15 protein-coding genes and 1 pseudogene are annotated in these 13,112 nt (G+C 71.2%); 7 read left to right on the top strand and 9 right to left on the bottom strand.

Translation table 11 applies throughout. The features are described 5' to 3' along the window. The first annotated feature begins 50 nt into the window (after positions 1–50). The gene (locus SM577_RS22565; protein ID WP_474587904.1) at positions 51–1,169 is read left to right on the top strand and encodes an epoxide hydrolase family protein; all 1,119 of its coding nucleotides are present in this window, start codon (positions 51–53) and stop codon (positions 1,167–1,169) included. Next, positions 1,166–2,329: a winged helix DNA-binding domain-containing protein gene (locus SM577_RS22560; RefSeq protein WP_474587903.1), complete on the top strand. Its 1,164-nt coding sequence runs from the start codon at positions 1,166–1,168 to the stop codon at positions 2,327–2,329. Before SM577_RS22565 ends, SM577_RS22560 begins: the two co-directional genes overlap by 4 nt. Before the next feature lie 96 nt (positions 2,330–2,425). Here SM577_RS22560 and SM577_RS22555 read toward each other — a convergent pair whose 3' ends face one another. The 6 genes and pseudogenes from SM577_RS22555 to SM577_RS22530 all read right to left on the bottom strand — a co-directional run bounded on the left by SM577_RS22555 (position 2,426) and on the right by SM577_RS22530 (position 6,788). Then, the gene (locus tag SM577_RS22555; protein WP_302922444.1) at positions 2,426–2,584 is read right to left on the bottom strand and encodes a hypothetical protein; all 159 of its coding nucleotides are present in this window, start codon (positions 2,582–2,584) and stop codon (positions 2,426–2,428) included. 93 nt (positions 2,585–2,677) lie between these two features. Further along, positions 2,678–5,257, bottom strand: coding sequence for a hypothetical protein (locus SM577_RS22550; protein ID WP_474587902.1), 2,580 nt, complete (start codon positions 5,255–5,257; stop codon positions 2,678–2,680). Then, positions 5,254–5,880, bottom strand: a complete 627-nt coding sequence (locus SM577_RS22545; protein ID WP_302922446.1) for an ABC transporter ATP-binding protein — start codon at positions 5,878–5,880, stop codon at positions 5,254–5,256. The genes SM577_RS22550 and SM577_RS22545 overlap by 4 nt, the downstream gene beginning before the upstream one ends. A 67-nt stretch (positions 5,881–5,947) precedes the next feature. After that, positions 5,948–6,070 carry a hypothetical protein gene (locus SM577_RS22540; RefSeq protein ID WP_302922578.1) on the bottom strand — a complete coding sequence of 41 codons (123 nt, stop codon included), beginning with the start codon at positions 6,068–6,070 and terminating at the stop codon, positions 5,948–5,950. Positions 6,071–6,090: 20 nt separating this feature from the next. Then, positions 6,091–6,276 (bottom strand): annotated as a pseudogene (locus SM577_RS22535) (sigma factor); the annotation flags it as partial. A 179-nt stretch (positions 6,277–6,455) separates the two neighbouring features. Next, positions 6,456–6,788, bottom strand: coding sequence for a winged helix-turn-helix transcriptional regulator (locus tag SM577_RS22530; protein WP_474587901.1), 333 nt, complete (start codon positions 6,786–6,788; stop codon positions 6,456–6,458). A 162-nt stretch (positions 6,789–6,950) separates the two neighbouring features. Between SM577_RS22530 and SM577_RS22525 the strand changes: the two genes are divergently transcribed. From SM577_RS22525 to SM577_RS22505, 5 genes are all read left to right on the top strand, one after another. Further along, positions 6,951–7,862: an SDR family NAD(P)-dependent oxidoreductase gene (locus tag SM577_RS22525; protein WP_474587900.1), complete on the top strand. Its 912-nt coding sequence runs from the start codon at positions 6,951–6,953 to the stop codon at positions 7,860–7,862. A 161-nt stretch (positions 7,863–8,023) separates the two neighbouring features. Beyond that, positions 8,024–9,775: a proline--tRNA ligase gene (locus SM577_RS22520; protein ID WP_474587899.1), complete on the top strand. Its 1,752-nt coding sequence runs from the start codon at positions 8,024–8,026 to the stop codon at positions 9,773–9,775. A gap of 72 nt (positions 9,776–9,847) precedes the next feature. Further along, positions 9,848–10,273 (top strand): CBS domain-containing protein, encoded by a 426-nt coding sequence (locus SM577_RS22515; RefSeq protein WP_302922450.1) that lies wholly within the window; start codon positions 9,848–9,850, stop codon positions 10,271–10,273. Between the two features lie 53 nt (positions 10,274–10,326). Beyond that, entirely contained in the window at positions 10,327–10,755 is a 429-nt protein-coding gene (locus tag SM577_RS22510) for a SufE family protein (protein WP_302922451.1), read from the top strand. A 19-nt stretch (positions 10,756–10,774) separates the two neighbouring features. After that, positions 10,775–11,410, top strand: a complete 636-nt coding sequence (locus SM577_RS22505) for a DsbA family oxidoreductase (protein ID WP_474587898.1) — start codon at positions 10,775–10,777, stop codon at positions 11,408–11,410. Between the two features lie 78 nt (positions 11,411–11,488). Here the strand turns inward: SM577_RS22505 and SM577_RS22500 are convergent, their stop codons facing one another. The 3 genes from SM577_RS22500 to SM577_RS22490 are packed head-to-tail and all read right to left on the bottom strand — an operon-like array spanning position 11,489 to position 13,102. Further along, positions 11,489–12,037 (bottom strand): YbaK/EbsC family protein, encoded by a 549-nt coding sequence (locus SM577_RS22500; protein ID WP_302922572.1) that lies wholly within the window; start codon positions 12,035–12,037, stop codon positions 11,489–11,491. A 53-nt stretch (positions 12,038–12,090) separates the two neighbouring features. Continuing rightward, a complete protein-coding gene (locus SM577_RS22495; RefSeq protein WP_302922453.1) occupies positions 12,091–12,285 on the bottom strand; it encodes a hypothetical protein in 195 nt (64 codons plus the stop codon). 37 nt (positions 12,286–12,322) lie between these two features. After that, positions 12,323–13,102, bottom strand: a complete 780-nt coding sequence (locus SM577_RS22490) for an SDR family oxidoreductase (protein ID WP_474587897.1) — start codon at positions 13,100–13,102, stop codon at positions 12,323–12,325. Positions 13,103–13,112 lie beyond the last annotated feature (10 nt).

The following is a 13,112-nucleotide window of genomic DNA, read 5'->3' as shown; positions in this document are numbered from 1 at the left end:
ACCACCATGTATGCCAGAACCTGACCTACATGGCACCTAGCGTGGTCGGCATGACGCCCTTCCGGATCGACATCCCGCAAGCTGACCTCGACGACCTGCGCGACCGGCTCGCCCGCACCCGGTGGCCCCGGCAACTGCCCGGCGACGGGTGGAGCCGCGGGGTGCCGCTGGACTACCTGCGCGACCTGGCCGAGCACTGGGCGACCGGGTACGACTGGCGGGCGCAGGAGGCGCGGCTGAACGAGTTCCCCCAGTTCGTCACCGAGATCGACGGACTGGACGTGCACTTCCTGCACGTCCGCTCGCCCGAGCCGGACGCGCTGCCGCTGATCCTCACCCACGGCTGGCCGAACTCCTTCGTCGAGTTCACCGAGCTGATCGGGCCGCTGACCGACCCACGGGCACACGGGGCCGACCCGGCGGACGCCTTCCACGTGGTGGTGCCGTCGGTGCCCGGCTTCGGCTTCTCCCAGGCCCCGCCGGAGACCGGGTTCACCGTCGGCCGGGTCGCCCGGATTTGGGCCGAGCTGATGCGCCGGCTCGGCTACCACCGGTACGGCACCCAGGGCGGCGACCTGGGCGCGTACGTGGCGCCGGAGCTGGCGGTGGCGGATCCCGAGCACGTGGTCGGCGTCCACATCGACGGCGGGCTCGGCTTCCCCACCGAGGCCGACGTGCCGGACATGAACGAGGCGGAGCGCGCCTTCTGGGCCGAGATGCAGCAGTGGATGAGCGGCGGCGTGGACCACCACACGCTGTTGCGCGCGGCGCCGCAGACCTTCGCGTACGCCTGGCAGGACTCCCCGGTCGGCCTGCTGGCCTGGCTGGTGCAGAAGTTCAAGGAGTTCACCGTCACCGCGGCCACCCCCGACCAGGCCATCGCCCGCGACCAGTTGCTGACCAACGCGACGCTGTGGTGGCTGACCGGCACCGCCGGCACCTCGTCCTGGTTCATGTACGACAACACCGCGTTCGCCTGGCCCAAGGGCCAGGACCGGGTGCCCAGCGGCGTCTACGGGGGCGGGCCGGCGCTCGTCCGCCGCCTCGCCGAGCGGCACAACAGGATCATCCACTGGCCGGAGGGGAACCCCGGCGGCCACTTCGTGGCGATGGAGGTGCCGCACGCGCACGCGGCCGACATCCGGACCTTCTTCGGGAAGCTGCGATGACCACGCTGACCTGGTCGCAGGTCTGCGCCCGCCGGCTCGAACGACACGCGCTCGCGTCGCCGGCCGGCGCGGCGGGCGGGGCCGGTCCGGCGGAGGCGGTGGCCGGCGTGGTCTCCGCGATCTGCGGCGCGCACGCCCAGGTCGCCTCGGCCGCCGAGCTGTCGATCGGACTGCGGGTGGCCGGCGCCACCCGTACCACCGTGCGGCAGGCCCTGTGGACGGACCGCACGCTGGTCAAGACGCGCGGGCCGCGCGCCACCGTGCACCTGCTCGCCGCCGCGGACCTGCCGCTGTGGACCGGAGCGCTGGCCGCGATGCCGGTCCCGCCGCACGAGCAGGCCCGCACCCTGCTCAGCACGGAGCAGACCGAGCAGGTGGTGGCGGCCATCGCGGACGCGCTGCGCGACGCCGAACTGACCACCGCGGAGCTGACCGAGGCGGTGGTGGACCGCACCGGTCCGTGGGCCGGCGACCGGGTGATGGACGCTTTCCAGGACAAGTGGCCGCGGTGGATCGCCGCGATGGAGGCCGCCACCCGGCGCGGGGCGATGTGCTTCGGCCCGAACCGGGGGCGGGCCAGCACCTACACCGGTCCGGCGCGCTGGCTGCCCGGGTTCACCCCGATGGCCGGCCCGGCCGCGCTCGCCGAACTGGTGCGCCGCTACCTGTACGCGTACGGGCCGGCCACCTCGGCGCAGTTCGCGCAGTGGCTGTCGGCGCCCCGGCGGTGGGCGGCGGAGCTGTTCGCGTCGCTGGAGCTGGACCAGGTCACCGTCGAGGGCACCCCGGCGTGGGTGGCGGCCGGCGACACCGACTTCCCGCCGGACGGCCCGAGCGGGGTGCGGCTGCTGCCCTACTTCGACGTGTACCAGGTCGGCTGCCACCCCCGTGAGCTGCTCTTCCCCGGCGAGGTCGGGCAGCGGGCGCTGGCCCGCGGCCAGGCCGGCAACTATCCGGTGCTGCTGGTGGACGGGACGGTCGCCGGGGTGTGGCACCAGCGCCGCTCCGGCCGCACCATCCACGTCACGGTGGAGCCGGTGACGCCGCTGCGCGCCGCGACCCGGCGGGCGGTGGAGGCGCAGGTCGAGCGGGTCGGCGAGATCCTGGAGGGCCGGCCGACGCTAACCATCGGCCCGGTGAACGTCGGCCCGCACGCCTGACGACGACGCCCCGGATCGGGCGATGTGGCGGATCGGCGATGTGGCGGCCTCCGCACCCGCCGGACACCCCACATCGCCGACCCGGTCGCTCCCGTCCTAGCCGCCCACCCCGATGATCTGCATGCCCCTGAGGCTGGCCGGCTCGGCCTGCTCACCGTAGACAGCGGCGAACATGGTGCCCGCGAAGACCCGGGCACCATGTTCCAGGCCGGGCTGGGCTTCCCTGCGGTCGTCCGCCACTCGGTTTCCGGTCACCTACTACGCCAATCAGTTGACCTGGCAGTTGATGTCGGCCTGCCTCATCTCCACGTTGCCGTCGTCGACCTCGCCGTTGCGGTGTCTGTGGCGTCAGATACCTGTGCCGAGTTGCTCGCGGGCGCGGAGGCTCAGGGCGGAGCGGAGTGCGGCCAGGGCAGTGGCTAGGTAGATCGCTGTGAGCAGGGTGAGCAGTTGCGCCCATGGAATGCTGAGGACGAAGCCGGAGATTCGCAGGGCAATGACCACCGTGGGCGGCAAGGCAATGATCAGACTGAGCAGGGTGCTCGTAGCGATGAGGATGCCGTACTGGTAGAGCAGAACGTGACGTGCCCAGGTGGGGGGAATGCCGATGGATACCAGGCGGGTCAGGTAGCCGCGTAGCGTACGGGTCTGGGCGCGGGTAGCGGAGAACACGGCGGTGAGCACGAGGATCACCAGCCCAGCGGCGGTGGCTAGCAGTGCAGCGGCTGGAACGGGTGGCTTGGGTGGCACGTAGATCCGGACCGCTTGCGCATCGATGCCTGCACGACCGACGGCCTCTTGCATGGCCTTGGCTGCGCTATCGGAGACCTCAGTGATGATAAGAGGCGCGTTCCGCGGGACGGGTAGGTTAAGACTGGCCGCCGTGGAGCGGAGCATCACGCCGTCGGTGCCGGTGCGCCATTCGACGAGTGGCACGTCGACGATGGCCACGGGTAGCTCAGGGGTCCGGCTGGTGACCTTGTCGCCCTCCTTCACGGCAAGGCGCGTGTTGCGCGTCGGTGCGTCGGGTGCGTCGGCCCATACAAGCAGTCCGCCTTCGGCCAGCACGGCGCGTTGCGTCGGGTTGAGGGAGTGGCCGATCAACTGTTCGACCTGGCCGTCGGTCTCTACGGCAAGAAGGTTGCCGTTGTGGCCGTCGCGGGTGACCGACCGTGTCGGGATGCCGGACTCGTCGGTGGTGAACAGGTAGGCCAGTTCCGCACGGGGCAGCCCGTCGGCGAGGCCGGAGGCGTCCACGGCTCGTAGTAACGCCGCTGGTGGGGGAAGTGTGCTGCTGGCGCGGTCGGCCAGGAGTACTTGGCCGGGTAGCGCGTCCGGGTAGGCCTGCTGATCCGTGGTGCGAATGAGGGTGTCGAGCAACGTCAGGAAGCCCATGGACGCGCCCAGCAGCACGGTGAGGATGGCGACAATCGCTCCGGCGCGGAGTCTGTCGGCCGCTAGTTGCCGAAGCGCCAGGCGACGGCGTGGCCCGCCTTCGGGCAGCACTCGCAGCACCAGGTCGAGCACGTCGGGAACGACGAGCAGCACCGCGAGCGTGAGCACACCGGTAAGAATCATCGCTTTGGCCGGAGAGTCGACTCGCACGGCGTAAGCGACGGTGGCGCACCATGCGGCGACGGCGAGGAGGTGCCGCGCATCTCGGATGTGTCGCTGAGCCGTAGATGTCGTCTGGGATTCTGGACGGGAACGATGAGCCACAGCAGAGCTGACCCGTTCCTTGTCGCGGGCGAGCGCTGCGCCGGCGCACACGCTGGTGAGCACGACCAGTGCGAGCATCTGCAACGGGGGCGCGGCAAGTCCCTCGATCGGGCCGGGCGGCCAGTCACGCAGCTGCGCGATGACCGCTCTGGCCACCCCACCGATTGCTGTCCCGACGATCGCTCCAGCTGCGGCTGCGGCTGCGCACCAGGCTGAAGCGGCGATGGTGAGCGCAGCGGCGGCGGTCGCTGGGCGTACGCCGACAGCCACGAGTCTGGTCGATATCCGTCGGAACCGTCGATTGTTGAGTCCGAACACGAGCAGGACCGCCGCGACGGGTAGCAGCAGCGAAGGAATGGTGTAGCCGGCAGGTGTGCGCTCGATCGAGGTGCGCTCGGGCCGCTCGAGGAGTTGCTCGCGGAACCGCAGTGTGCCACCGACCACGAGGGCGTCCGCCCCCTCGGTGACGGTGGGCGACCGTCGGGTGTAGTCGCCTATCGCGGTGGTGAAGGCTGTCACGGCGCTTTCGGCGTCGCCCCCAGACCACAGCAGCAACGGTTGCGCGCCCAGCACCGGAAATCCCTGGGCAAGGCTTGGATCCAGCGATGCCCAGGTGCCCGGGGCGACCAGCAGGTTCGTGCTACGGGCAAACTGGTCCTCAGCGGTGCCGACGACGGTGAACCTCACCTTGCCGCCCAGCAGGGGTAGGGTGCCGTCGGCAGTCTCCGGGGCGTCCTGGGGCTCGGTGAGGACTACCTCGCCTGGTCGGGTCGGCCACCGACCGGACAGCAAGTCGTACCGATCAGGGAAGGGCTGATCCCGCCAGGAGGCCTCCAGCATAGGCACGCTACGCGCGGGAGTGGTGGCCAACTGCGTGGAGGACGCGCTGAGCATGACCTCGTAATCGGTGAGTCCGGCGCGGAGAGCCTGCGCCCGCACGTCCGACACGAAGTGGTTTTCTCCGGGTGGCAGCACGATGCTGCCGTAGCCGACGGAGGCGCCGAACCGACCCAGATCCCGGTCAGCGATCTGAGCGCCCGACAGGGACAGCGTCCGCAGGGTGACGAACATCGCCATGATGGCCAGACCGGCGACAAAGACAATCGACGCTGATCGGGCCAGCTCGCGAGAGCGGATGAGACGCCGGGCGAGCCGCAGGACGAAACGCAGGCGCGCCACGAGAGACGCCGGAGAGCTTGCTTCGGTCATGAACGGGCTTCCAAGCGTCCATCGATGATCTCGTAGCGAGTGTCGGCGTAGTCGCGGCACCGACGATCGTGCGAGCAGACCACGGCCGTGACTCCCTGGTCGCACAAGGCGCGGATGAGCGCGAACAGTTCTTGGGTGGCGGCGGAGTCCAACGCCCCGGTCGGCTCGTCAGCCAGGAGAACGGCTCTCTGTCCCGTCAGCGCCCGCGCGATCCCTACCCGTTGGCGCTGTCCGCCGGACAACTGTCGAGGTAGCCGGTTGTCGAGGCCTTCCAGCCCGACTCGGCGCAGTTGGTCGGCGGCTTCGGCTCGCGCGGCCTCGGCCGGCATGCCGCGCGCCTCCGAAGGCAGTGCGACGTTCTCCACGGCCGTGAATTCCTCGATCAGGTTGTGATCCTGAAACACGACGCCCACCGTCTCGAGCCGCAGCTGCGCGCGTTGGCTCTCGTTCGCGGTGGTGACATCGACGCCGCTGACCTGGATCTCGCCGGAATCGGCGAGATCCAGGCCAGCCATCAGGTTCAGCAGCGTCGACTTGCCTGAGCCGCTGGCACCATAGATGCACACGAACTCACCCGGGCGAGCTTCGAAATCCACATCTCGTGCGGCCCACACGGTCTCCACCTCAGAGTGGTAGGCCTTGCGCACCTTTTGCGTACGGATGAGTGGTGACATCACGATGTCTGACTATTCAGCAGCTGTAGGCCGTACGCCAGGACGACACCTCGTCGCTGTTGGCGGGAGCCACGTTGCTGTCGTTCTGGTTACGCCCCAACGTCTGGTCGTCCCCGGACCCGTTGGCGTCCTTCCACATGCAACCGGAGTGGGTCGTGGCCGGGTGTACGCCTCGGCGTTGCCGCTGTCGTGCAGCCGGCCCCAGGACCGGTGGGCCCGGGCCAGCGCCGACTGGACGAGGTCTTCGGCGAGGTGCTGGTCCCCGGTCAGCAGGTACGCCGACCGCAGCAGGGCGGGTGTCCGGGTCCGGACGAACGAGTCGAACTCACTCAGCGCAGGGTCCACACGAGCCGATCCTTGGGGTAGTCGTTGACGACACCCCAGACGTCACCTCGGGGTCCCCGGGTTGCCGCCCGGGCAGCCGAATTCCGGGTCAGTCTGACCTTCCTGCCGTCAGCGCCGGTCGACACCCCAGCCCCACCTCGTCGCAGTAGGGAGGCTTGGCAGTGGGACGGAACCGGTAGCTAAGTGTCGCGGGGCTGGCGGATGTTGACACCCCTGCTGGCGGCGATGGTCGGCTGGTGCGTGATGGCCCACTCGGCGAGCGCCGAGAGCGGCTCCAGTAGTGAGGTACCGAGTGGCGTGAGGCGGTATTCCACACTGGGCGGGTTGGTGGGGAAGACCTCTCGGTGCACCAACCCGTCTTGCTCCAGACCGCGCAGCGTGCGGGTGAGCATGCGCTGGCTGATGGCCTCGATACCGCGATGGAGTTCGTTGAATCGGTGCGGCCGTTGCCCGAGCAGCACCACCACCAGCACCGTCCACTTGTCGCCGACCCGACGGAGAACGTCGGTCACGGGGCACTGGTCGTGCTCGTCACGAGGCACAGGGCTCGGCAGCGCCGTGTTGAGCAGGGCAGGCACACCAGTGTCCGGTACTGACATCGAACTGCCTTCTTCCGCGATCCTGACCGCTTACGGATGATGGTGGTAATTACCAACAGTAACCGGGGGTTTCTCATGGTCGACCGGCAACGGGACAACGACGTCGACGCCGTACGAGGAGCAAGGAGCGTCGTTGTCACCGGCGGAACCGATGGCATGGGCCGAGCGGTCGTCCTGGGCCGGGCCGAGCGGGGGGACCGCGTCCTCGCGGTGGGCAGCAACCCTGCCAAGGGCGACCGGTTGCTCGCCGCGGCGGAGGAGGCTGGCCTGGGCGAACGTGTCGGGTTCCTGGCTGCCGACCTCAGCACGATCGCGGGAAACCAGAAGGTGATAGAGCACGTCACGGCCGAATACGGCGCCATCGGCGCCCTGGTGTTGGCGGCCAACCGGCAATCCCCGAAGCGGATCGAAACCAGCGACGGTCTGGAGTCGACTTTCGCGCTCTACTATCTCAGCCGCTATCTTCTTGGCCACGGGCTGATGCCCACGCTGGCGGCCGGCCTGCGTCGCTCGGTGATCATCAACATCGCCGCCGTCGGTCTCACCTCCGGGCAGATCCACTGGAACGATCTCCAACTGCGCGACCGCTACCGCACGATCACCGCGCAACTCCAGGCCGGTCGCGCGAACGACCTGCTCGGTGTCGCGATGGCGGCGCAGTTCGGTCACCAGGTTCCCTACGTCCTCTACCACCCGGGTTTCACCCGGAGTGGTTACTCCGCGATGGAGCAGATCAACCCGCTGACACGAGCGCTCATCAAGACCATCGGCCGGGCCGCTGCCCGGCCTGTGGAGAAATCCGTCGCGCCCGTCCACGACTTCATCGACGCGCCACCCACAGCGCCGTTGACCGCGGTCGACCGCGGCAAGCCCGTGCCGCTGGGCCTGAAGACCCTCGACCCCGCCGCGGCGCGACGGCTCGCCGACATCACAGCAGCGCTGGTCAACGCCGACCCGATCCGCACAACCCGAGGCGATGGCTGGTGAACCCCGCGGTCGACTGGGCAGGCAAGAGGCGGCAGGGCTAGCGCCCACGCCCGCTGTGTCACCCCACCGATCACGGAGTTGTCCGCCCGGCTGATCGACCTCCCGCCCGCCGCACCGGATTCCGGTCGCCCGTCCTGCCGGGTCAGCCGTACGCTGCGGCAATGCTGCTCCGAATGTCGACCCTGCTGCTCCGGACCCTGCGCGAGGACCCGGCGGACGCGGAGGTGCCGAGCCATCGGCTCCTGGTGCGCGCCGGCTACATCCGCCGGGCCGCGCCGGGCGGCTACACCTGGCTGCCGCTGGGCAAGCTGGTGCTGGACCGGGTCACCGAGATCGTCCGCGAGGAGATGACCGCGATCGGCGACCAGGAGGTGCACTTCCCGGCGCTGCTGCCGGCGGAGCCGTACCGGACCAGCGGGCGGTGGACGGAGTACGGCGACGACATCTTCACTTTCGCCGACCGCAGGGGCGCCGAGCACCTGCTCGCCCCCACCCACGAGGAGTTGGCCGCGCTGCTGGTGCAGGATCTCTTCTCCTCGTACCGGGACTTCCCGGTGACGATCTTCCAGATCCAGACCAAGTTCCGCGACGAGGCCCGGCCGCGGGCCGGCCTGCTGCGCGGCCGCGAGTTCCTGATGAAGGACGCCTACTCGTTCGACCTGGACGAGGCGGGCCTGCAGGCCGCGTACGACCGGCACCGGGGCGCCTACCGACGGATCTTCGACCGGCTGGGGCTGGAGCACACCATCGTGCACGCGATGTCCGGGGCGATGGGCGGTTCCGCCTCGGAGGAGTTCCTGGCCGCGGCGCCGGTCGGCGAGGACACCTTCGTCGGCTGCACCGCCTGCGGCTACGCCGCGAACACCGAGGCGGTGACCACGCCCGCCGCGCCGGCCGGCGACCCGGACGCGCACCCGCCCGCCGAGGTGCACGACACCCCGGAGACCCCCACCATCGCCACCCTGGTCGAGCTGGCCAACGCCCGCCGGCTCGGCGGCCGCAGTGACTGGACCGCCGCCGACACGCTGAAGAACGTGGTGCTGACCGTGCACCGGCCGGGTGCCGAGGAGGCCGACCTGCTGGTGGTCGGGCTGCCCGGTGACCGGGAGGTGGACCTGAAGCGGGTCGCCGCCGCCGTCGCCCCGGCCACCGTGGACGTCTTCGACGGCTGGGACGACCACCCCGAGCTGGTCCGCGGCTACATCGGCCCGCAGGTCATGGCGAAGCTCGGCGTCCGCTACCTGGTCGACCCGCGGGTGGCGCCGGGCTCGGCCTGGCTGACCGGCGCGAACGAGCCCGGTCGGCACGCGGTGCACGTGGTCAGCGGCCGGGACTTCACCCCGGACGGCACCATCGAGGCGGCCGAGGTGCGCGCCGGCGACCCCTGCCCGGCCTGCGCCACCGGCGAGCTGACCATCCGGCGGGGCATCGAGATCGGGCACATCTTCCAGCTCGGCCGCCGCTACACCGACGCGTTCTCGGTCGACGTGCTCGGCCCGCAGGGCAAGCCGGTCCGGCCGACCATGGGCTGCTACGGCATCGGGGTGTCCCGGGCGGTGGCCGCGATCGCCGAACAGCACCACGACGAGCGGGGACTGGTCTGGCCGGCGGCGGTCGCGCCGTGCGACGTACACCTGGTGGCGGCCGGAAAGGGGCCGCAGCTGGAGGCGGCGCTGGAGCTCGGCGGGCAGCTCGCCGCGGCGGGCCTGCGGGTGCTGGTCGACGACCGGACGCACGTCTCGGCCGGGGTGAAGTTCACCGACGCCGAGCTGGTCGGCATTCCGCGCGCCGTCGTGGTCGGCCGCCGCCTCGCCGACGGGTACGTCGAGCTGCGCGACCGGGCCACCGGCGAGCGCACCGAACTGCCGGTGGTGGAGCTGGTGGACCGGCTGCGCGCCGAGGTGACCCGGTAGCCGCCGGGGTGTAGCAACCGTGTCACTGGGTACCGCATGTGGATCGGGTGGACGTTGTTTCGGAGGACTCTCATGACCGGTTACCGGGTCGCTGACGTGATGACCAAGCAGGTCGTGTACCTGCCGGCGGAGACCACCCTGGACGAGGCCGCCAAGGTGATGAAGGAGGCGGACATCGGCGACGTGGTGGTCACCGACGGCGCCACCCTCGCCGGCATGCTCACCGACCGCGACATCGTGGTGCGGGCGGTGGCCGAGCGCAGCGACCCGGCCACCACCACCATCGGCTCGGTCATCACCCGCGAGGTGGTGATGATCGAGCAGAACTCCAGCGCCGGTGAGGCGGCCGCGCTGATGCGCGAGCGGGGCATCCGCCGGGTGCTGGTCTGCGACAGCGAGCGCAAGCTGGTCGGCATCGTCTCCCTCGGCGACCTGGCCATGCAGCTCGACCCCCAGTCGGCACTGAGCGAGATCAGCGAGCAGGCGCCGACCGTCTGAGCGGGTGTCCGGCGGCGCGGCGGCGTACGTCGGCGACGGCGTAGCCTCGGGGCATGTCATCCATGCCGGCCAGGCTGGCCGAGATCGTCGAGGAGTTCGCCGCCGCGCCCCGGGACGTGGTGCTGGAGATGCTGCTGGAGTACGCGGACGTGATCCCGCCGCTGCCGCCGGACGCCGCCGACCGGGAGGGCATGGAGCAGGTCCCGGAGTGCCAGACCGCGTTCTTCCTGCGCGCCCGGGTGACGCCGGAGGGCACCGTCGAGACGCTCTTCGACTGCCCGCCGGAGGCGCCGACCACGCGGGCCTTCGCCGGCATCCTCGCCGAAGGGCTGGCCGGGGCGAAGCCAGACCAGGTGCTCGCCGTGCCCGACGACCTCTACCAGCGGATGGGGCTGGCCCAGGCGATCAGCCCGCTGCGGGTGCGCGGCGGCACCGCCATCCTGGCCCGGCTCAAGCGCCAGGTGCGGGAACAGACCAGCTGACCGGGAGGTTGCCCCGACCATGGAGATCGAGATCTACGCGGACGTGGTCTGCCCGTGGTGCTACATCGGCAAACGCCGGCTGGAGCAGGCGCTGGAGTCGTACGACGGCGAGGTGACAGTCCACTACCGGCCGTTCCAGCTCGACCCGTCGCCGGTGCCCGAGCCGCAGCCCCTGCTCGACGCGCTGGGCGCCAAGTTCGGCGGACCGGACCGGGCCCGGCAGATGGCCGAGCACGTGACCGGGGTGGCCGCGGGCGCCGGCCTTAAGCTGGACTTCGGCCGGGCCGTCGCGGCGAACACCTTCGACGCGCACCGGCTGGTCGCCTGGGCCACGGACCAGGGCCGCGCCGGCGAGATGGTCGAGGCGCTCTACCGGGCGCACTTCACCGACGGCGTGGACGTCGGTTCCCGCGACGCGCTCGCCGCGCTGGCCGCCGAGGTGGGGCTGGACGCGGCCGAGGCGCGCCGGTTCCTCGACTCCGACGAGCGGGTGGCCGAGCTGACCGCCGACCTGACGGCGGCCCGGCAGATCGGGGTGACCAGCGTGCCCACCTTCGTGCTCGCCGGCAAGTACGCGGTGACCGGCGCCCAGGAGCCGGCGACCCTGCTGGCCGCGCTGGCCGAGGTCGATCGGCGCGAGTCGGGCACCGACTGACGCCACCGTCCTCCGTGGCGAGTCAGACATCGACACACGTGATGTTTCACGTGCAACGGTATCGACGGCGGTGATCGCTCAGGCGGGCCTGGCCAGGTCCTCCACCACCCGCGCACCGGGCAGCGCACCCAGCGCCGGCCCGGGCAGCGCGATCTTGCTGTGCCGCACGCCGGACCCGATGATCACGTGTGGGGTGGCGATCACCCGGGCGTCGACCAGGATCGGCCACTCCTCGGGCAGGCCGATCGGGGTGATCCCGCCGTACTCCATGCCGGTCAGCTCCACCGCGTCGGCCATCGGCGCGAAGCTCGCCTTGCGGACGTCCAGCGCCCGCCGGGCCACTCCGTTGACGTCGGCCCGGGTGGTGGCGAGCACGACGCAGGCCGCGTAGCGGACCACCCCTTCGCGCTTGCCGGCGATCACCACACAGTTGGCCGACTCGTCCAGCCCCACCTCGTACGCGGCGCAGAACGCGGCGGTGTCGGCGAGGTCGGCGTCGATCGGCGCGACCAGCACGTCGTCGACGTCCACCGGGGCGTCGGCGGGCCACTGCCCGAGCGCGGCGGCGACCGGCGGTGCCAGCAGGTCGAGCCGGGTACGGGCGGGTTCGGTCTTCAGCGTCCCCATCACGGGAGCGATCCTCGCACCACCCGGCCGGTCCCGCCCACCCGAACCGCGGGTCAGCTGCCGGTGAGGAAGGCGTTCTCGCGGAGCATCGTGCGGTCCCGCACGGCGGCCAGCTCCTCCGCCCGCTGGGCCTGGACCCGGCGCACCTCCAGATCCTCCATGGCGTGCCGGACCGCGAGCCGGATGACGCCGTAGAGGAAGACGAAGCCGGCGACGTAGAGGATCACTGTGGTGACGATGGCGAACATGGCGTCACGGTAGGCCGAACGTGAACGGGGAAGGTTCTCATCTTGCCCGGGTTCCCCCGTACGTGTCCGCGAGGTGGTCGGCCCAGGTCCGGGAGCCCGTCGGCGTCGCCTCGGTGACCAGGCCGCCCGAACGCAGGGCCCGGCCGAGCCGGCCGGGGATCCGTACCGGCAGCAGCGGCCGGCGGGACCGCCGGGCGGCCTTCCAGGCGCGTACCGCCTGGTCGAAGCGGAGCACCTCGGGCCCGCCGTACTCCTCGACGCCGCGCGACGGGCCGGCGGCCAGCCGCTCGACCAGCCGGGCGGCCACGTCGCCCGGATCGACCGGCTGGGCGAGCACCGCCCGGTCGCCGATCACCGGGCCCAGCCGGCTCGACGCGACCAGCAGGTCGTCCAGGAACTGCGGGAACTGGGTGGCCCGCAGCACCGACCACGGCACCGGCCCGGCGGCGACCACCCGCTCGGCGGCCAGCTTGTGCCGGTAGTACGGGATCGGCACCCGGTCCACCCCGACGATCGAGACGTAGACCAGGTGGCCCACGCCGGCGCTCCCGGCGGCCCGGACCAGCTCGCGGGTGCCGAGCACGTCGACCTCGTGGGTGCGCCGGTCGGGCGACGAGGCCAGGTGCAGCACGGCGTCCACGTCGCGTACCGCCTCGGCCAGCCCGTGGGCGGTGGCCAGGTCCGCCACCACCCACTCCACCGCCGGGTCGGTACGCGGCCGCCGGCTGGTGGCCCGTACCGCGTGCCCGTCGTCGAGCAGGCGGGGCAGCACCGCCCGACCCAGGCGGCCGCCCGCTCCGGTGACCAGCACCCGCATGATGTCCTCC

Source organism: Micromonospora desertarenae (assembly GCF_056150265.1).
This window is presented reverse-complemented; position numbering and strand designations above follow the sequence as displayed.

Bases quoted from the DNA above. Each gene is read 5' to 3' on its own strand.
- SM577_RS22565 (WP_474587904.1), top strand. From the start codon at position 51: ATGACGCCCTTCCGGATCGACATCCCGCAAGCTGACCTCGACGACCTG.
- SM577_RS22560 (WP_474587903.1), top strand. From the start codon at position 1,166: ATGACCACGCTGACCTGGTCGCAGGTCTGCGCCCGCCGGCTCGAACGA.
- SM577_RS22550 (WP_474587902.1), bottom strand. From the start codon at position 5,257: ATGACCGAAGCAAGCTCTCCGGCGTCTCTCGTGGCGCGCCTGCGTTTC.
- SM577_RS22540 (WP_302922578.1), bottom strand. From the start codon at position 6,070: ATGTGGAAGGACGCCAACGGGTCCGGGGACGACCAGACGTTGGGGCGT.
- SM577_RS22525 (WP_474587900.1), top strand. From the start codon at position 6,951: ATGGTCGACCGGCAACGGGACAACGACGTCGACGCCGTACGAGGAGCA.
- SM577_RS22520 (WP_474587899.1), top strand. From the start codon at position 8,024: ATGCTGCTCCGAATGTCGACCCTGCTGCTCCGGACCCTGCGCGAGGAC.
- SM577_RS22515 (WP_302922450.1), top strand. From the start codon at position 9,848: ATGACCGGTTACCGGGTCGCTGACGTGATGACCAAGCAGGTCGTGTAC.
- SM577_RS22510 (WP_302922451.1), top strand. From the start codon at position 10,327: ATGTCATCCATGCCGGCCAGGCTGGCCGAGATCGTCGAGGAGTTCGCC.
- SM577_RS22505 (WP_474587898.1), top strand. From the start codon at position 10,775: ATGGAGATCGAGATCTACGCGGACGTGGTCTGCCCGTGGTGCTACATC.
- SM577_RS22500 (WP_302922572.1), bottom strand. From the start codon at position 12,037: ATGGGGACGCTGAAGACCGAACCCGCCCGTACCCGGCTCGACCTGCTG.
- SM577_RS22495 (WP_302922453.1), bottom strand. From the start codon at position 12,285: ATGTTCGCCATCGTCACCACAGTGATCCTCTACGTCGCCGGCTTCGTC.
- SM577_RS22490 (WP_474587897.1), bottom strand. From the start codon at position 13,102: ATGCGGGTGCTGGTCACCGGAGCGGGCGGCCGCCTGGGTCGGGCGGTG.